This is a genomic window from Roseateles sp. SL47 (assembly GCF_026625885.1).
Classification (GTDB): domain Bacteria; phylum Pseudomonadota; class Gammaproteobacteria; order Burkholderiales; family Burkholderiaceae_C; genus Roseateles.
Window position 1 is genome coordinate 1,009,037 of sequence record NZ_CP113068.1, and the last position, 18,598, is coordinate 1,027,634.

General features: G+C 66.6%; 17 protein-coding genes. 8 read left to right on the forward strand and 9 right to left on the reverse strand.

Features of this window, described 5'->3' with window-relative positions; genetic code table 11:
- Positions 1-47 precede the first annotated feature (47 nt).
- Positions 48-1,196 carry a sensor domain-containing diguanylate cyclase gene (locus tag OU995_RS04365; RefSeq protein WP_267834247.1) on the forward strand — a complete coding sequence of 383 codons (1,149 nt, stop codon included), beginning with the start codon at positions 48-50 and terminating at the stop codon, positions 1,194-1,196.
- Positions 1,193-2,416, forward strand: a complete 1,224-nt coding sequence (locus tag OU995_RS04370; protein WP_267834248.1) for a sensor domain-containing diguanylate cyclase — start codon at positions 1,193-1,195, stop codon at positions 2,414-2,416. Before OU995_RS04365 ends, OU995_RS04370 begins: the two co-directional genes overlap by 4 nt.
- Here the strand turns inward: OU995_RS04370 and OU995_RS04375 are convergent.
- Entirely contained in the window at positions 2,387-4,027 is a 1,641-nt protein-coding gene (locus OU995_RS04375; protein WP_267834249.1) for a tetratricopeptide repeat-containing diguanylate cyclase, read from the reverse strand. The genes OU995_RS04370 and OU995_RS04375 overlap by 30 nt on opposite strands.
- A 38-nt stretch (positions 4,028-4,065) precedes the next feature.
- Complete coding sequence (locus OU995_RS04380; protein WP_267834250.1) at positions 4,066-5,586, reverse strand: CoA-acylating methylmalonate-semialdehyde dehydrogenase; 1,521 nt, start codon at positions 5,584-5,586, stop codon at positions 4,066-4,068.
- A gap of 310 nt (positions 5,587-5,896) precedes the next feature.
- Between OU995_RS04380 and OU995_RS04385 the strand changes: the two genes are divergently transcribed.
- Together OU995_RS04385 and OU995_RS04390 are read left to right on the forward strand one after the other, a co-directional pair.
- A complete protein-coding gene (locus OU995_RS04385; protein ID WP_420714870.1) occupies positions 5,897-6,829 on the forward strand; it encodes a LysR substrate-binding domain-containing protein in 933 nt (310 codons plus the stop codon).
- Positions 6,830-7,488: 659 nt separating this feature from the next.
- Complete coding sequence (locus OU995_RS04390; protein WP_420714872.1) at positions 7,489-8,205, forward strand: YecA family protein; 717 nt, start codon at positions 7,489-7,491, stop codon at positions 8,203-8,205.
- Here OU995_RS04390 and OU995_RS04395 read toward each other — a convergent pair.
- The 3 genes from OU995_RS04395 to OU995_RS04405 all read right to left on the reverse strand — a co-directional run bounded on the left by OU995_RS04395 (position 8,115) and on the right by OU995_RS04405 (position 11,557).
- Complete coding sequence (locus tag OU995_RS04395; protein WP_267834253.1) at positions 8,115-9,434, reverse strand: Hsp70 family protein; 1,320 nt, start codon at positions 9,432-9,434, stop codon at positions 8,115-8,117. The two genes, OU995_RS04390 and OU995_RS04395, sit on opposite strands and share 91 nt — an antisense overlap.
- 162 nt (positions 9,435-9,596) lie before the next feature.
- Positions 9,597-10,922, reverse strand: coding sequence for a D-amino acid dehydrogenase (locus OU995_RS04400; protein ID WP_267834256.1), 1,326 nt, complete (start codon positions 10,920-10,922; stop codon positions 9,597-9,599).
- A gap of 14 nt (positions 10,923-10,936) precedes the next feature.
- Complete coding sequence (locus OU995_RS04405) at positions 10,937-11,557, reverse strand: LysE/ArgO family amino acid transporter (RefSeq protein ID WP_267834257.1); 621 nt, start codon at positions 11,555-11,557, stop codon at positions 10,937-10,939.
- Between the two features lie 126 nt (positions 11,558-11,683).
- Here OU995_RS04405 and OU995_RS04410 point away from each other — a divergent pair, with 126 nt between their 5' ends.
- Complete coding sequence (locus tag OU995_RS04410) at positions 11,684-12,658, forward strand: LysR family transcriptional regulator ArgP (RefSeq protein WP_267834259.1); 975 nt, start codon at positions 11,684-11,686, stop codon at positions 12,656-12,658.
- A gap of 18 nt (positions 12,659-12,676) precedes the next feature.
- Here the strand turns inward: OU995_RS04410 and OU995_RS04415 are convergent, their stop codons facing one another.
- Positions 12,677-12,910 (reverse strand): hypothetical protein, encoded by a 234-nt coding sequence (locus OU995_RS04415; protein WP_267834260.1) that lies wholly within the window; start codon positions 12,908-12,910, stop codon positions 12,677-12,679.
- Positions 12,911-13,180: 270 nt separating this feature from the next.
- Between OU995_RS04415 and OU995_RS04420 the strand changes: the two genes are divergently transcribed.
- A complete protein-coding gene (locus tag OU995_RS04420; RefSeq protein ID WP_267834262.1) occupies positions 13,181-13,402 on the forward strand; it encodes a hypothetical protein in 222 nt (73 codons plus the stop codon).
- Positions 13,403-13,460: 58 nt separating this feature from the next.
- On the opposite strand, the gene OU995_RS04425 is transcribed toward OU995_RS04420, so the two are convergent.
- Positions 13,461-13,883, reverse strand: a complete 423-nt coding sequence (locus OU995_RS04425; protein ID WP_267834263.1) for a universal stress protein — start codon at positions 13,881-13,883, stop codon at positions 13,461-13,463.
- A gap of 274 nt (positions 13,884-14,157) precedes the next feature.
- Between OU995_RS04425 and OU995_RS04430 the strand changes: the two genes are divergently transcribed.
- Complete coding sequence (locus OU995_RS04430; protein ID WP_267834265.1) at positions 14,158-14,991, forward strand: metallophosphoesterase; 834 nt, start codon at positions 14,158-14,160, stop codon at positions 14,989-14,991.
- A gap of 29 nt (positions 14,992-15,020) precedes the next feature.
- On the opposite strand, the gene OU995_RS04435 is transcribed toward OU995_RS04430, so the two are convergent.
- Complete coding sequence (locus OU995_RS04435; RefSeq protein WP_267834267.1) at positions 15,021-15,851, reverse strand: UPF0149 family protein; 831 nt, start codon at positions 15,849-15,851, stop codon at positions 15,021-15,023.
- A 195-nt stretch (positions 15,852-16,046) separates the two neighbouring features.
- Between OU995_RS04435 and OU995_RS04440 the strand changes: the two genes are divergently transcribed.
- Positions 16,047-16,292 carry a hypothetical protein gene (locus OU995_RS04440; RefSeq protein WP_058933298.1) on the forward strand — a complete coding sequence of 82 codons (246 nt, stop codon included), beginning with the start codon at positions 16,047-16,049 and terminating at the stop codon, positions 16,290-16,292.
- A 255-nt stretch (positions 16,293-16,547) separates the two neighbouring features.
- On the opposite strand, the gene OU995_RS04445 is transcribed toward OU995_RS04440, so the two are convergent.
- Entirely contained in the window at positions 16,548-18,419 is a 1,872-nt protein-coding gene (locus OU995_RS04445) for a phosphoenolpyruvate carboxykinase (GTP) (protein WP_267834271.1), read from the reverse strand.
- Between the last annotated feature and the right edge of the window lie 179 nt (positions 18,420-18,598).

An 18,598-nucleotide genomic window follows, 5' to 3' on the forward strand; every position in this document is an offset into this window, starting at 1 on the left:
AGGGGGGCTGATTGTGTGTACGCAGGCGCTTTGCGATGATGCCGCGAATGCCAGCCCTGGACGCAGCCACCCTTCTGATGGTGATTACCGTGGTCGACGGGTTCGCCTGTGTGGTGTGGCTGCTGCTGGGCGAGGTGCTGCGCATCGCTCCACGCGCCGCGCGCCGCATTGCGCTGCATCACGGCCTGCTGGTGCTGGCCTGGTGGCCCACGCTGCCCGCCGGAGTCGAACCGCTGGTCAGCCTTCCCCTTTCATTGATCTGCGCCGGGCTGCTGACCGCCGGGGTCCGTGGGCTGATGCGCCTGCGGCATCAGCTGATCGACGTGGTGGCGATGGTCCTGATCGGCCTCGCGGCCCACGCCGTTGTGTATCCCGACCTCACCGCAGCCCGCGCCATCTCCAATCTTTTTGCCGCCGCGCTGGCGCTGATCGCGGCCGTCGACATCCTGCGCGGCACCGGTTTTCGCCGCTTGGTCACCGCCTTGCTGGTGCTGCCGTATCTGGTGCTGGCCGGCGCAGGCCTGTGGCGGACAGGCGGCTTGTTGCAGTGGCTGCCCCTCGGCCTGGGCCTGAGCGGATTGGCCGCCAACGCGCCGCTGGCACTGCTGCGCCTGGTGGTGAACCTGGCCATCACCACCGGCCTGGTGGCCCTGGTGATGCAGCGGCTGATTGCGCGGGTGCGGCATCTCACCCGCCGCGACCCGCTCACGGGGCTGCTCAACCGCCGGGCCCTGGAGGAGCACCTGCAGCGCCTGCAGGCTCAGGTGGAGCGTGGCCACAGCCACGCCTTGCTGGTGCTGGACGTGGATCATTTCAAGCGGATCAACGACGAACTGGGCCATGCCGGCGGCGACGCGGCCCTGCGGCATCTGGCCGAAGTGCTGACCGATGCCTTGCGCACCACCGACTGCTTCGGCCGTCTGGGCGGCGAGGAGTTTGCGGTGTTGATGCCCGACACCGATGAAACCGGCGCGGTGCTGGTGGCCGAACGCTTGCGGCGACTGCTGCAGGAACGCCCGCTCACCTGGGGCGACAAGATCTGGCCGATCAGTGCCAGCGTGGGCGTGGCGGCCATGCGCTTGGGCGACGCCCGCGGCCAGGATGCGCTGGCCCGGGCGGATGCCGCCATGTACGCCGCCAAGGCGCGAGGCCGCAACCGGGTGCAGCGGGCGTCCGCGCAGGGAGTGGCGGCATGATGCCGGCCACCGACCCACTGAGCATGGTCGCCGCGCTGGTGGCGGTAATGGGCGTGGCGATGGTGATCTGGCTGCTGATCGCGGTCGGCCTGAGGGAATGCCGATCCGCCGCCCTGTGCCTGGCCGGAGCCAATGCACTGCAGGCGGGCGCCCTGTTGATCCTGTGGCTGGCAGAGCCGCAACTGCTCTGGCAGGACGTGGCCGCCGACCTGCTGCTGCTCAGCGGCTTCGGCCTGATTCATTCGGCGGTGCCCATGGTGGCGGAGCAACCGGCGCGATGGCCACCGGTGGTCGCAACGGTGGTGATTGCCACCGCACTGCTCACACAATTGCCGGCACAGAGCCAGCCGGTGGTGCATCTGCTGGTGCTCGATGGCACCTTGGGCGTGCTGTGCATGGTGTCCGCACGGGACACCTATCGCCTGCTGCGCGCAAGAGACCTCAAGCCCGGACTCTCCGCCCTCTTCGGCTTGCCCTTTCTGTTGCTGGGGCTGCTGCTGCTGGTCCGGCCGCTGGTGGCGGTGATGTCGCCAGGGGGCCCGCGGGACGTGGACCTGCACAGCAGTTTCGGCATTGCCTGGCTGTGGACCGCCCTGGTGCTCACGCTGGTGCTCAACGGGACGCTGGCGTTCCTGCTCCTGATGAAGCTGGTGCTGCAGATCCGCCGCCTGACGCTACGGGATCCGCTGACCGATGCCCTGAACCGCCGCGCCATGGCCGAGGCGATGGCGCAGGAGCATCACCGGATGCGGCGGGGACATCCGTACGCACTGGTGCTGCTGGACATGGACCGCTTCAAGCAGCTCAATGACACCCTGGGCCATGCCGCTGGGGATGCGGCGCTGAAGGCCCTGGTCGGCCTGCTGCAGCCGTGCCTGCGGGAGGTCGATCTGCTGGGCCGGCTGGGCGGGGAGGAGTTCTGCGTGCTGCTGCCCTATACCGATGCCGGCGGGGCGCTGCTGGTGGCGGAGCGGATGCGGCATCTGCTGGAGCAGTCGGACTTCACCTGGAATGACGAGCCATGGCCGCTGAGCGCGAGTTTCGGCATCACCGAAGCGGCCCTCACAGACACCGACCCGACCGACGTACTGCGCCGCGCGGACGAAGCGCTGTACAGAGCGAAGTCGCAGGGGCGCAATGTGGTGCAGGCGGTAGAAGCGGCAGACCGGCCGGCGCGCCCGGCCGAGGATTCAGGCCAGGGCCACCCGGTTGCGCCCTAGGTGCTTGGCCCGCTGCACGGCCTGCGTGGCACGGGCGATCAGTTGGTCGGTGGCGTAAGGCGGCGCGCTGGCCAGACCCATGCTGAGGGTCACGTCCAGGCCCGGGGACAGGCGTTGCCAGGGATGCACCGAGACGCTGGCGCGAATGCGCTCACAGACCTCGAACCCGCGGTCGGCGATGGTGTCCGGGAAGACGATCAGGAATTCCTCGCCGCTCCAGCGCAGGGCCAGGTCACTGGTGCGGGTGTTCTCGCGCAGCAACTGCGCCAGCTCCTGCAGCACACGGTCACCCACATCCCGCCCATGCCGCTCGTTGATCAGTTCCAGCCCATCGGCATCGATGAGGGCCACGGTGAGCGGGCGGTCCTCCTGCTCGGCGTTGCGCAGCAGCGGCGGCAGACGGGTTTCCAGGCAACGGCGGTTGCCCAGGCCGGTGAGCGGGTCGCGGAAGGTGGCCGGGTCGCGGTCGGCACACGCGCCGCCGTCCACATGGATCTCGGCCTCCAGGCGCGAGACGAAGTACTGCGACTGCGCCATCAGCTGCTGCATACTGCGACGCCGTTCCACGGCGCGGGCGCGCTCCAGGTGCCACAGCGCCGGTTCCAGCAGGCCCAGCGCCTTCGCAGCGCTGTAGCATGTTTGATGCAGTCGGAGGTGGATGAAGGGGGGCAGGTGGTCCAGCGCCGGTGGGCAAGAAACCCCTGCCGCCGGCCTCGACAACAACGCCATCAGTGCCTGCAGACCCTCCCAGGCCGATTGCGCCTGGCCGTGCGCCAGCGCCAATTGGGCCAGGGTGCAGCGCAGCCGCCACTCCAGAAGATGAAAACCGACCTGCGTGCAGTGATTCAGCGCCTCTTGCAGCAGCGGTTCTGCTTCGTCCAGGCGCCCCATCAGCAACAGCACCTCGCCGAAATTGCTGGCCGTCAGTGCGATGGCGTAGGGGTCGCCCAATTGCAGTGAAAACGGCCGTGCCTGACGCGCCAGCTCCAGCGCCCGTTCCAGGGTTTTGCGGGCCTGTTCGGGGCGGGCGCCTTCCTGCTGCAGGTGATAGGCGCCGAGCGCCACGGTGCAGAGGTTGGTGAGGGTGACCACCCGTTCATAGGGCGTGGCGGACTCCCTCAGCATGCCGGCGGCTTCGCCCATCAACCGTTCGGCCTGCCAGGGGTCGCCCATGCGTTCAAAGCAGGCGCCCAGCCCGTTCAGGGCGACGGCCCGCAGCCGTGCATCTCCCAATTCGATGGCCTGCTGCAGGCCTTCATGGGCGCAAGCCAGGCCCTGCTCATAGTCACCCAGCTCACAGGCCGCCAGGCTCATCCAGCGCAGGAGCTCGCAGAGGGAGGTCGAGGGCCCCAGCGGGCGCAGCAGCTGCAGGGCCGGTTGGCCCGCCGCCAGCATGCCGGCCAGGTCGCCCAGGCGCAGCAGGAAATAGCTGCGCAGCTTGCCGGCTTCGGCCTGCTCGCTGACAAAGCCTTCGGCATCGGCCCGGGCCCAGATCCGGTCCGCCAGCGAGAGGCCTTCCTGCAGGTGAGACTCGCGCTGCGCCAGGCGCGCACGCTCCAGCCATTCGCTCAATGGCGCGTGGTCCAACAGCTCATGAGAGTGGTCCGGCATGGGGAGGGAGGATACACCCCGTCACAGACACACCGACGTCAGCGGCTGACCGGCATGGCGAACTCCGGGCCCTTGGCGATCGTGGCCGGCCATCGCTGCATCACGCTCTTTTGCTTGGTGTAGAAGCGCACGCCCTCTTCGCCGTAGGCATGCATGTCGCCAAACAGGCTCTTCTTCCATCCGCCAAAGCCCTGCCAGGCCATCGGCACCGGGATGGGCACGTTGATGCCGACCATGCCGACCTGCACCCGACGCGCGAACTCGCGGGCCACATGGCCGTCGCTGGTGAAGCAGGCCACGCCATTGCCGAATTCATGGGCATTGACCAGGGACAGCGCCTCGGTGAACCCCTCCACCCGCACGCAGGCCAGCACCGGGCCGAAGATCTCTTCCTTGTAGATGCGCATGTGCGGCTGCACATGGTCAAAGAGCGTGGCCCCGGTGAAAAAGCCGCTCTCCTGGCCGGGCACTTTCAGGCCACGCCCATCCACCACCAGGGAAGCCCCCTCTTCCACCCCCAGGCCGATGTAGCCTTCAATGCGGTCCCGGGCCTCGCGGGTGACGATGGGGCCCATTTCGGCGTCCAGATGGATGCCGTCCTTGACCTTCAAGGTGCGGGCCCGTTCGGCCAGGCGCGGGATGATCCTGTCCGCCACGTCACCCACCAGCACCGCCACGGAAATCGCCATGCAGCGCTCCCCGGCGGAGCCGTAGGCCGCACCAATCAGAGCATCCACGGCCTGATCCACATCCGCGTCCGGCATCACCACCATGTGGTTCTTGGCGCCACCCAGCGCCTGCACCCGCTTGCCGTGGTGGGCGCCAGTTTCGTAGATGTATTGGGCGATGGGCGTGGAGCCGACAAAGCTCAGGGCCTTCACATCCGGATGGGTGAGCAACGCATCCACCACCTGCTTGTCCCCCTGCAGCACATTGAAGATGCCGTCCGGCAGGCCGGCCTGCTTGAACAGGTCGGCCATCAGCAGGCTGGGCGACGGGTCGCGCTCGCTGGGCTTGAGGATGAAGGCATTGCCGGTGGCGATGGCCAGCGGGGCCATCCACATCGGCACCATGAACGGGAAGTTGAACGGTGTGATGCCGGCCACGACCCCCAGGGGCTGGCGCATCGTCCAGTTGTCAATGCCGGTGGAGACCTGCTCGGTGTAGTCGCCCTTGAGCAGTTGGGGGACGCCGCAGGCGAATTCAACGATGTCGATGCCGCGGGTGACTTCCCCCTGGGCATCGGTGAACACCTTGCCGTGTTCGGCCGTGATCATGGCGGCCAGTGCATCCCGGTGCTGGTTCAGCAGCTCCAGGAACTTGAACATCACCCGCGCCCGGCGCAGGGGCGGTGCGTCCGCCCATGCGGGGAATGCGGCGACCCCGGCGGCCACAGCGGCTTGCACATCATCCACGCTGCCCAGTTGCACCTGCCGGGCCACGGCGCCGCTGGCCGGGTGATACACCGCCTGGCTGCGGCCGGAGGTGGCGGGGCGACGCTGGCCGGCGATGAAATGGGGGATGTCGGCCGCGTCGGTGTAGGGGGTGGGCTGGGTCATGGCGGTCTCCGGGAGGTCTTCGAATGCTGGGACGCTTGTGTCAGCGATAGGACAAGTCTAGGCACCGGACAGCGGTCTGCCTAGGTCGCCATGGCGGCCACACTGTTCGGTACACTGAACAATCATGAGCCGTCACACCACGCCGCCACCGCCAGCCGCCGCTTTACAGCGCCGGTCAGATGGCGCGTCCGACCACGGTGCAGATGGGGGTTGGGTTAGGGCTTCTGGGAGCGGTTCAGGTAGCGCTCAGGTTGTGGTTTCGGACAACGCGCCTGAGCGCAGCCCCCCCAGGCCCGAGCCCCGCAACGAGCTGCGAGCAGAAACTCGCGACGAACTGCTGTGGTCCCAGGTGCAGGCCCTGGTGGCCATCGGCCGTCTCGGCAGCTTCACCAAGGCGGCACACCGGCTGGGCCTGTCCAAGGCGGCGGTCAGCCAGCGGGTGAGCGACCTGGAACGCCATCTGGATCAGCAGCTGGTGCAGCGCACCACCCGCTCGGCGCGGCTGACCGACGCCGGCCAGCGCCTGATGGAACAGGCCGAGCCTGGCCTGGCCCTGCTCAACCGCAGCCTGAGCGAAGCCCGCGATGCCGCAGGCCAGCCACGGGGCGTCCTGCGGGTGACCGCGCCGGTGGCCCTGGGGCGCCAGCACGTGGCCCCCGCCTTGGTGGCGTTCTTTGAGCGGTATCCGGCGCTGCGCATCGAGCTGGATCTCTCCGATCGGCTGGTGCCACTGGCGCAGGAAGGTTTCGATCTGGCCATCCGCCACACCAGCCAGCCGCCCGACACCCATGTGGCCTTCCGGCTTTGTGCCTCGCGGGCCTTGCTGCTGGCCAGCCCCGCCTACCTGCAGCGTTTTGGCACGCCCGGCCATCCGGCGGAATTGGCCGCACACCGCTGCCTCCCCTATCTGCGCCCCGGGCCGGCGCAATGGTTCTTTGAACGGCGCGACCGGCCGGAGGACCGTCTGCGGGTACCGGTGCAAGGCCTCTTCCGGGCGGGTAACAGTGAGGTGCTGCGGGATGCCGCCCTGTCGGGCCTGGGCTTGGCGTTGCTGCCGGACTTCAGCGCACGCGAAGCCCTGCAGCGCGGTGCACTGGTGGAGGTGCTGCCGCAATGGCGGGTGGTGGGCTTCTTCGGGGATTCGATCTATGCCATCCACCCATGGAGCAGCCATACCCCGCAAGGGGTGCGGCTGCTGGTGGAGCACCTGCGGGCGGCGATGAGCGGCGGCTTCGAAGCCTGAGCCGCTGCCAGCCCCCTCCACGCCCGCAGTGGATGCTTGCTGGCGCCCCGGTCCGCAGAAAAAAGGACGCCCGACCAGCGGAGCTGACCGGGCGTTGCAAGTCCTAGAAAGGACGTCGTTGGGACGGGTGCACCCCAGAAGGGAGTGCTTGTCTGTGACTCTAGGGCGAACCCTGAGCGGCGCACATCCCCAGTAGGTAGGAGGGCTGTGACAATTGGTCAGCATCTGTAAGCGGCACTTCGCCATGCGGAAAACGGCGGGGGATGGAAGCCGTCCCGGATAATGCGGCGATGAGTGCCTCCAAGCCATCGTCCAAAAAACCGGCGTCCCGTCCAAGCGGCAAGCCCGCCACCCCCAAAACCGGCAGCGCATCGTCTCGCCCGGGGGCGGGAGGACAACGGCCCTCTGCTGGGCGCAAGGCTGACACGCGTTCCGCGCCGCACACGGAGCACCGTCCGGCGCAGCGGGCGGACGAGCGCGGGGAACCACGGGGTGAGCCTCGAGGAGATTTTCGGGGAGCGCATCGGGCTGAGCCGCAGAGCGGCCCTCGGGGACAGCAGCGGGTTGAGCGTCGTCCACCGCCCTCCGTCGCCCAACAACGCCCTCCCGCCCCCCCGGAACCTTGGAACGACGAGGATCTTGAGGCCCTGCAGAGTCTGCTGGACGAGGTCGCCGAGCATTCCGAGCCGCTGGACGTCTCCATGCTGGACGGGTTTCTGGTGGGCGTGCTGCTGCAACCCAAGCCGGTGGCCTTGTCCGACTGGTGGCCCTGGGTGCTGGACAGCGAAGGAGGCCAGTCGCCGGACGGCGTGGAGGTCCAGGCGCTGCTGGCCCAGGTCCAACGCCGTTATGGGGAACTTCGCCAGGCCATCACCGACCGGCAGTGGTTCGACCCGTGGGTGTTCGAGCTGGATGAAGAGGCCTCGCCCTCAGACACCGTGCTGCCCTGGGTGGCCGGCTTTGCCCTCGCGGCCGATCTCTTCCCGGGCCTGATGAGCCTGGACGAGAGCGAGCTGACCGAGCCATTGGCCCAGCTCTACATGCATCTGGACCCTGAGGATCTGGAAGACGCCGACGCGCTGCTGGAAGAGATCGAAAGCCTGGAGCCGCCCGAGGAACTGGACGAGGCCGTGGAAAGCCTGGTGCGGGCCACGCTGCTGCTGGCCGATGTGTCCCGGCCCCGCGTGGAGTCGCGCGGCGGCGCCCGCTCGGGGACCCGGCCGGGGGGCCGCGTCGAGGCGGCCCGCCGCACGGCCGGCGCTGAGAACGCGGGGCGTCGCCCCGCTCAGCGGGCAAACAGCCGCGCGGCGTGCAGGCCCAGACCGGTCGCCACCGAGGCAAACCGGTCGCCGCGCACCTTCTGCGCATCGGGATAGTCGGAAGCGATCCGCTCCGCCAGCAGCCGCATGCCGGTGGAACCGCCGGTGAAATACAGCGCATCCACATCCGCAGGGGTCAGGCCGGCCATGGCCACGGTCTCTCGGCCGGCGGCAGCAATGCGTTCGATGTCGGACTGCAAGGCGCCCACGGCGGTCTCTTCATGCAGATCCACCAAGAGCCCGGACTCGATCAGCCCCAGGTCGATCTGGCAGCCGCCCCCACCGGAGACGGCAATCTTGGCATCTTCCGCGCGGTGGGCCAGCTCATGGCCCAGACGCTCCTCCAGCACCGTCATCAGGCGCTGGTGATGACGCACATCCCCGTAGAAGGGCTTCATGTTGCGCAGCTCCATCACACGCTGCGGGCTGTAGCAGGTGTTGATCAGGTGCCAGGTGGCCAGGTCGAAATAGACACCGCTGGGCACTTCGCGAGGCGGCTGCCCGGCCCGGGCGGGGCCCAGGGCGCGGTAGCCGAATTCACGCAGGATGCCGGCCAGCTCGATGTGGCGGTCAAAGTCGGTCCCGGCGATATGAACGCCGTGATTGGCCAGGATGTCGTCACGGCGGTCCAGCCGCTTCACCCGCTCCGGCCCCACGCGCACCAGCGAGAAGTCGGACGTACCGCCGCCGATGTCGGCCACCAGCACACGCTGCTCGCGCGTGGCCTGCTGTTCGTAGTCGAAAGCGGCGGCAATCGGCTCGAACTGGAACTGGACGTCTTCAAACCCGACCGCACGGGCGGCGTCCGCCAGTGACTGCTGCGCGGCCGCATCCCGGGCGGGGTCTTCATCCACAAAATACACCGGGCGGCCCAGCACCACGCGGCGAGGTTCCACGCCGTTCTGGATGGCCTGCCGGCGCAGGTGCTTGAGGTAACCGGCCAGCATGTCGGCGTATTTCACGCCGCGTCCGCCACCGACATCCGTGACCTGATCAATCAGGCTGGAGCCGAGGATGCTCTTCATCGAGCGCATCAGCCGGCCATCCACCCCTTCTTCATAAGCGGCCATGGCGGCGCGGCCGAAGGCACGGGGCGGGCCGTCCGCGTCATGGCGGCCTTCGGCGAAATAAAACACCGCCGTGGGCATGGTGGTGTGCTGTCCCTCCAGCGGCACCAGCCGCATGCCACCACCATCACCGGCGGCCGGCACGGCCACGGCCGAGTTGGAGGTGCCGAAGTCGATCGCACAGATGTCACGCGGCAGAGCGCTGGGGGAGGAAGCCATGGTGCAAGCCGTTGCGGCCGCCGTCCGCAGGTGCGGTGGCGGCGCATTGAAGGGTCAGAAGGGCCGCGGATTCTAGCTGTGGACGGAAGCAAGGCACGTGCCCAGGCTCGAACGCTGACTGCCCCCGGCGCTTGAGCGGCTCCGCCGCTCAAGCGCGAAACCTCAGGCCGTAACCACCGTCCTCGGCCTGGCGGCGGGCAGCACGTCTCCGTAAAAACCAAAGTTCAGTTCCGGACGCAAACCGCTCATCAGCTCCGCCAGCGCGCGGCCGGAGCCTGCGCCATGGGTCCACCCCAGCGTGCCGTGGCCGGCATTGATCCACAGATTGGACGCCTTCTCGCTGCGACCGATGTACGGCACGTTGGTCGGGGTGCTGGGGCGCAGTCCGGTCCAGAAATTCGGTTCCGAGGTATCCGCCACACCCGGGAACAGCTCTTCATACCGCCGCACCAGGGATTCACAGCGCACCTTGGACGTCGGGCTGTCCAGACTGGTGTCCAGGCCCACCAGCTCAGCGGTGCCGGCAATACGGACGTGGTCGCCCAGACGGGAAATCGCGATCTTGCGGGCATCGTCCAGCAGCGAGATGGTGCTGGCCTGCTCCGGCTTGAGCAGCCGCAGGGTGGCGGAATAGCCCTTGGCCGGATAGATGTTGAGCGTTTCGCCCAGCGGTTTCATCAGGCCGGGCGCGTAGGAGGCCAGGGCCATGACGTAAGCATCGCCCTTGAGCCACTGGGACTCGCCGGTTTCGCGGGAGGTCACCTTCACGCCGCCCACTTCCTGGCCATGAGCGCCAGCTTGCGGTTGCAGCAGGTTGATGTCGTGATTCCACAGGAACTGGGCACCGCGACGCGCAGCCAGCCGCGCCAGCGCCTGGGTGAAGACACGTGCATCGCCCGATTCATCGCTGGGGGTGTAGGTGCCGCCATGCACATACTGGGAGGCGTTTCGCAGGGCCGGTTCGATGGCCAGCACTTCGTCGCGAGACAGCACCCGACGGTCCACGCCATGGCGACGCATGATCTCCGCGCCCTGCGCGCCGGCTTCAAAGTCGGCCTGGCTGCCGAAGAAGTGCAGGATGCCGCGTTCGAGGCGGTTGTATTCAATGCCGGTCTGCGCCACCAGCGACTTCAGGGATTCGTGGCTGTAGCGGCCCAGATGGACCAGTTGCTCCACATTGCGCTCGAAGGCGGCGGTGGTGCATTGGCCCAGGAAGGACAGCCCCCAGCGCCACTGGGCCGGATCCAGACGGGGGCGGAACAGCAGCGGCGCGTCGTCCCTCAGCAGCCACTTCGCCACTTTGAACGGGGCGCCGGCATTGGCCCAGGGTTCGCAGAAGCACACCGAGATCTGGGCGCCGTTGGCGAAGCTGGTTTCCAGCGCCGCATCCGGTTGCCGATCCACCACCACCACATCGTGGCCCTGCTCCAGCAGATACCAGGCGGTATGCACGCCGATGATGCCGGCACCCAGGACGATGACTTTCATGCGGAACTCCTTGTTCAGCCCAGCGGGCGCAACAGCAATTGCAGGCCCAGCCAGGCCATCACCAGGGCGATCACAGCGTCGATGCTGCGCCAGACCGCCGCGCGGCGCAACGGCGCCGCCACCGCCGCCGCGCCGAAGCCCAGCAGCGAAAACCACATGACCGATGCCAAGCCCGCACCCGCCGCGAACGGCATGCGGCCTTCCGCCGACTGCTGGGCGCCCACGGTGCCCAGCAGCACGACCGTGTCCAGATACACGTGAGGATTCAGGTAGGTCATGGTCAGCGTGCTGCTCAGCACCGCGCCCAGGCTGGCAGTCCCCACCTGGGCCTGCAGCCCGGCCTTGGGCGACAGCGCGCGTCGCGCAGCCGCGAACGCATAGGCCAGCAAAAACGCCGCCCCGCCATACCGGAACACCGTCATCAGCAGGGGGCTGGAGGCCATCAGGCTGCCCAAACCAAAGACACCGACGGCGATCAGCAGCACATCCGACAGCGCACACACCGCCACCACCGGGCCGACATGCTGGCGCATCAGTCCCTGCCGCAGCACCAGCGCATTCTGGGCACCAATGGCCACGATCAGGCCACCGCCGGTGAGCCAGCCTTGGAGGAGCGCAGTGGAAACCGTGGACATGGGTCGCAGGGATGGAGGGGCGAGTTCGGCCGGCGGCCAGAAGACAGGTCGAGTGGCGGATTGTGGTGGGCGCTCCGGCGTTCATGAAGCGGGATTAATATCTCAGCGAGATCATTAGGACAGCTTATGAAAGACCTGGACGCCGCCGGCCTGGACTGCCTGGCCGCACTGGCGGATGAGCGCAGCTTTGAACGGGCGGCGGAGACCCTGTCCATCACCCAGAGCGCGGTGTCCCAGCGGCTGCGCAGCCTGGAGGCGCAGGTGGGGCAACTGCTGGTGGTGCGGTCCCGCCCGCTGCGACTGACCGAACCCGGCAAGCGGCTGTTGCGCTACGCCCGCCAGTTGCATGCCCTGCGCTCGGACGTGGTGCGGGAGTTGGGCGTACGCGCGGCCACGCCGGAGCGCCTACCGATTGCCGTCAACGCGGACAGCCTGGCCACCTGGGTCTTGCCGGCCCTGGACCCGCTGGTTCAGCGCGGATTGCGGGAGGGTTTTGGACTGGAACTGGTGGTGGACGACCAGGACTTCACCCACGACTGGCTGCGCCAGGGCGAGGTGCTTGGGTGTGTCACCACCGTCAAGCAGGCGCTGAGGGGTTGCGTGGCGCAACCGCTGGGCGTGATGCGCTATGTGGCGGTGGCCAGTCCCGAGTTCATGCAACGCGAGCTGCCTCAAGGGCTGGGCGCTGCAGCGGTGGCCCAGGTGCCCTTCCTGGTGTTCAACCGCAAGGACGACACCCAGCAGCAATGGGTGAGACAGGCGCTGGGCTTGCGTTCGGCTCGTCTGAATGCCCGTTATGTGCCGTCCAGCGAGGCCTATGTGCAGGCGGTTCGCAAGGGCTGGGGCATCGGCGTGGCGCCTGAGCTACAGATACGGCCCTTACTGGAACGGGATGAATTGGTGGTGATCCGGCCCGACCTCCATGTGGAGGTGGCGTTGTATTGGCACCAATGGAAGCTGGGTGCGGAGACGGAAGCGGCACATGCGGCGCCGCCTTCGTTGCTGGATCAGATCGGGGAGGCGCTGGCACTCGGGGCGAAAAACGCGCTGCAGGACTCCGGCGCTTGGCAGTCGCAGGCGGCGACGCCGTCAGACCGTTGACCGGTCTGCTCACACCGATCAACGGCGAGAGGGCAGCACGACCTGAGCGGTCGGTTCAGGCGCGGTGGACACCACAACGGCGCGGGGCGCCGGCAGGGCAGGCTTGAGGGTCACCGGGCTGGCCGAGGGGGCGCCAAAGCGAGGTCCTTGACGCTCATGCGCGATTTGCACACTGCCCGCCAGCCAGGTGGACATCGACACGACGGTGCCGACGATGGTCCAGGTCAGCGAGCGATGAATCAACGGGGACATGAGTTAAGGCACAAGTGCACGACGGACACAAGTGCCGAAGCATAGTGAACCCCGGAGGTGGGGGGCTCCTACCTAAGTGGGATAAGTGGTTATTTCGCTGCACGCTGTCGCAGAAGTGAGCCATTTTGTGTGGATTTGTGAACGTCTTTGTCGACGCCACCCAATTTGGGGATTTGCCTGAGGACAACATCCCCCACACTGTGGCATAGCAACGGCGTCTCCGAGATCAGACGTCGGGCTTCCACCCCGTGCTTTTCGACGAGGTCCAACATGCGAATCGCCTCCGCACTGCGCCTGTTCCGCCGCCACACCACCGGCACCCATGAGCCTGAACCGGCGGATATGGGCACGGCTTTTGGCATGGAAGCGAGTTTCGGCGATGCCAGCGAGTACGAGGACTTCCGACGCAGTGATTACGGGCTGGAGTCCCAGACCACGCCACCCGCAGCCATCGAATCGCCCTTGTCCTGGATGACCGCGCGGCGAAGCTGACTCGCTGATTCCGAGGGCAGCTCTTGGGAGGCGCCATCGGTGACGACGGCGCCTCCGATCAGCGAATCAACAGGACCGGCACATCACAGGTGGCCATCACCTTGGTCGCTACCGAGCCCAGCACCAGGTTGCCCAGGGTGGAGTGGCCATGTGAGCCCATCATCAGCAGGTCAAACTTGTTTTTGGCCGCGATGGTGGAGATGACTTCTGCCGCATGCCCGGTCTTGACGACGTACTTGACGTTGATGCCGCGCTTGTCCATGAAGGTGCGGATCGGCTTGAGCACCTTGGCGGCCTCGTCGTCGTAGTACTCGGTGAGGGTGGCCTTGTCCAGCACGGCTGCAGCGCGCGGCGGGACAGCGGGGACCACATGGACGACGGTGAAGTCATGTGCGCTACCCAGCCACTCATCGTGAGCGGCCAGGTAGGCGAGCATTCGCTTGCTGTAAATGCTGCCGTCCACAGCGACCAGGATCTTCATGCGGAACCCTCCTTGAACGCCTTTGAATGGCGCCAGGTAAGTGTGACACAGCGGCGGGTCGCAAAAACCTGGGGCTGTGGCGCAAAACTCTTGCAGCTGACATTGCGGCTGACATCACGCAAATTTGGCGGCTGACCTGCGCTTTCGGTCATTCACCGCCCTCATGCCGCAACGCAGCGCGGTGTGCGGTGAGAATCCGAGCCGCGGGCAGGCTGCCTGCTCTCGCTTCCCGATCCCCTGCTGACCCCCTTGACCCTGAAGAAGTGTCTCTGCCGTGCGCCTTCAACTGATTTCTGACCTCCACCTGGAACGGCAGAGCGATTTCGTTTCGGTTCCCTTGCCAGACGTTGACCTGCTGATCCTGGCGGGTGACGTGGGCTCCTACCAGACCGGCTCCGAATTGGCGACGGATGACTTCGGCCTGGGGCGGTTCTCCCCGCTGCGGGCGGGGGCGGGATGGAAACGGGTGCTGTATGTGCCGGGCAATCATGAGTTTGACGGCCTGGAGTACGAGCCCACCTACGAGCGGCTGCGGCGCACCTGCGAAGTGCTGGGTATCGACTGGCTGGACCAGCAGGCGCTGGTGATCAACGGCGTCCGGTTCCTGGGCACCACGCTGTGGAGCGACTTTGATGCCATCGCCGCGACACTGACCACCCCCACCCAGCAGTTGGCGGCGCGCGGCAAGGCGTTCCGCGCGGCCAACTACTACCTGCGCAAATACTCCACCCTGCGGGACGGACATCCTCTGCTGGCGGAAGACCTCCGGGAGATGGCGCTGCAGTGCCAGGCCTGGCTGCGGGAGCAACTGGCCCTGCCGTTTGAAGGCAAGACGGCGGTTGTCACCCATTTCGCACCCAGCCTGCGCAGCGCCGACCCGCGCTACGGGCTGGTGCCCGGCACCGCCGGGTTCTGCAATGCGCTGGACGACCTTTTCCCCTTGGCCGATCTGTGGATGCATGGGCATCTGCACTGCATGAACGACTATGTGGTGGAAACGCCGGTCGCCAACGGCGTTCATCGTTGCCGTGTGGTGGCCAATCCGCTGGGATATGCTCGCAACGGCGAGCAAGAAGATTACAGGCCGGGGCTGGTGATCGAGATCTGACCGTCTCCAGCCCGGGCGCGTTCAGCGTGTCAGGCGGCCCCGTGGCACTGCTTGAACTTCTTGCCGGACCCGCAATGGCAAGGGTCGTTGCGGCCCAGCTTGGGTGTGTCGCGGCGCACCTGCTCCACATGGAAGCGCTGAGTTTCGGTCGCGGCCTGCAGATCCACGACGGTCAACACCAGGTCTTCAATCGCATCGTCCAGGTCTTTCAGGGGATGCTCGCGGTTCAGCGTCTCGACAATTTCCTGATCTTGCGGCGTCTCTGCCGGCAAATGGCGGAAGAGGCGAGCCAACAGCATGGAGATGTTGTCGTCCGCCTGCTCAAGCAGGTCGCGGAAGCTCAAGGCCGCATACTCGAAACCGCCTACCCACGGCATCAGCGTGCGGGTGATCGGATCGGTGGGCATGTCGATGGCCGGCTCGTCAGTCGCCCCCGCCTCGGTGGCGTCGGCCGCCGCGCCATCGGCGGTGGCCGTGGCGGTGTCGGTTTCAGCGGCTTGGCCATGGTCTGCTGCGGCCTCAGCTTCAGCCTCAGCTTCCGCCTCCAGGTCCAGCACCACCGGATAGAACCAGCCCTGTTCCAGCATGCTCTGGTTCAGCGACGCATAACGGCGCTCCACCAGCGAGCGCACCCGAGCCAACCAGGCGGGGTCCACCGTGTCCGGCAGTGTCTGGCCTTCGAAGTCGAAAATCGGCGGCAGCCATTCTTCGATCGGAATCAGGCGCGGTTGCACCAACACGCCGCACAAATAGCCGTCCAGCATGGACGTGTCCAGCGCCTGCAGGGGCGCGGGAGTCTGGGCAAGAAGGTCGTCGAGTTCGTTGAACTCGGCGTCGGAAAGGTCGTGGGCAATGCTCATGGCGTGATTGTCGCTGCGAATGCTGGCCGCAGCCGCCCCCGCCGCCAGCCGGACGCCTGCCGGTACAAGTTCACGTGATATTCACGCGGCTTATGGAGCCGATTCCCCCCTTTCATTGGCGGGTCGTCTAGGGTTAACCCTAAACTTCGGTCCGTTGGTTCTACAGAGCCATCACCACTCAAAAAAGGAATCGCCATGAGCGTCGCTACTCAAACCTTCGGTCTGCCTGTGAGCCGCACGGTGCGTCGCGGCGGCACGTTTGCCACCATCGGTGCCCGTGTCTGGGCCCGCAGCATCAGCAACATCAAGGCCCGCCTGGAAGCCGCCCGCATCGCCCGTTCGGAGCGCGAGCTGCTGTCCCTGGCCGCCCAATACGAAGAGAGCATGCCCTCCTTCGCTGCTGAACTGCGCGCCGCCTACGCCCGCCGCAACAACGGCTGAACCCAGCCTGGATACCGGTCCGCAGCGGGACAACGGTGTTGTGATGTGAGCACCGGCTCTTGTGCCGGTCGTTGCCTCCGCTGCTAGCTGGTATCCGCCAAATTGAAAAAGCCCGCCATGCGCATGCACGGCGGGCTTTGTTTTTCTGGGCTACGGCGGAAGGCCCCTCTGCCGCCTCCCGTTTGCCTCGGTTGGCCCCTCCATGCAAGCAGCAACTCGCCCGGCGCTCTTCTCCTGCCTCGCCGGGCAGGCGGCTTATTGCTTCGCAGCCAGGCGGGTCTCGATGCGCGCCTTGGTGGCGGGCAGTTCGGCCGGCAGGTGGTGGGCCAACTGCGTGAACAGGTCGTCGTGCAGCTTCAGTTCGGCGGCCCAATCGCTGTCCGAGATGTGGGTCACGGTGTGGAACTGCTCCGGCGTGAAGGCCAGGCCCTTCCAGTTCAGGTCTTCATACCGCGGGCTGGTGCCGAAAGCGTGCTCTTCGCCCTGCCCCTGACCTTCCACCCGTTCCAGCATCCACTTCAGCACGCGCATGTTTTCGCCATAACCCGGCCAAACAAACTTGCCGTCCGCGCCCTTGCGGAACCAGTTCACGCAGAAGATCTTGGGCAGGGTGGCGCCGGACTGGGCCAGCTTGGCGCCCAGGCTCAGCCAGTGCTGGAAATAGTCGCTCATGTTGTAGCCCATGAAGGGCAGCATGGCGAAGGGGTCACGGCGCACCACACCTTGTTGACCCGCAGCGGCGGCGGTGGTTTCGGAGCCCATGGTCGCGGCCATATAAACCCCTTCCACCCAATCACGCGCTTCGGTCACCAGCGGCACGGTGGTCGAGCGGCGGCCGCCAAAGATGAAGGCGTCGATCGGCACGCCGGCCGGGTTGTCCCATTCCGCATCCAGCGCCGGGTTGTTGATGGCCGACACGGTGAAACGCGCGTTCGGATGGGCCGCCTTGGCACCCGTGCTCTTGGCGATCTCGGGAGTCCAGTCCTTGCCTTGCCAGTCCACCAGATGGGCGGGCGGGGTGTCGGTCATGCCTTCCCACCAGACATCGCCGTCATCGGTCAGGGCGACGTTGGTGAAGATCACGTCCTTGTCCAGGCTGGCCATGCAGTTGGGGTTGGTCTGCACATTGGTGCCGGGCGCCACGCCGAAATATCCGGCTTCGGGGTTGATGGCGTAGAGGCGGCCATCCTTGCCGGGCTTGATCCAGGCGATGTCATCACCGATGGTGGTGACCTTCCAGCCCTCGAACCCCTGGGGCGGGATCAGCATCGCGAAATTGGTCTTGCCGCAGGCGCTGGGGAACGCAGCAGCGACGTGATGCTTCTTGCCTTCGGGCGAGGTGACGCCCAGGATCAGCATGTGTTCGGCCAGCCAGCCCTGGTCGCGGCCCATGGTGGAAGCAATGCGCAGGGCGAAGCACTTCTTGCCCAGCAGCGCGTTGCCGCCGTAGCCCGATCCGTAGGACCAGATTTCGCGGGTGGCGGGGTAATGAACGATGTATTTGGTCTTGTTGCAAGGCCACTTCACATCGGTCTGGCCGGATTCCAGCGGAGCGCCGACGGTGTGTACGCAGGGCACAAAGTCGCCGTTGTCGCCCAGCACGTCCAGCACGGCACGGCCCATGCGGGTCATGATGCGCATGTTCACCGCCACATAGGGGCTGTCCGACAGTTCCACACCGATGTGGGCGATGGGGGAACCGATCGGGCCCATGCTGAAGGGCACCACATAAAGCGTGCGACCGCGCATGGCGCCCTTGAACAGGGCCTGTTCGCCGGTCTGCAGCAACTGCCGCATCTCCTGCGGTGCCATCCAGTTGTTGGTGGGCCCGGCGTCTTCCTTGCGGTCGCTGCAGATGAAGGTGCGGTCTTCCACACGGGCGACGTCGCTAGGGTCGCTCCAGGCGAGGTAGCTGTTGGGGCGCTTGGCCGGGTTCAGCCTCTGGAACGTGCCGGCGTCCACCAGTTGCTGGCAGAGACGGTCGTACTCGGCCTGGCTGCCGTCGCACCAATACACGTCCTTGGCTTCCGTCAGGGCAGCGATCTCTGCCACCCAGGCGATCAGACGCTGGTGTTTCACATAAGCGGGCACGTTCAGGCGCAGCCCTTCCATCACGGGTTGGTTCATGGTGTTTCCGATCTGAGGATATGAAAAGCGGGATTGGGTCAGCGCCTGGGGCACCCCTCGTCAACCTGGCTGGAGACCGGTTTTCAGAGGAGAACCCGCGACGCTGACCCAATGCCGCGCACCATGGAGAGGCGTAGGAATGGCTACGCAGCCAATGTAATCACGCCGTAACTCGAATG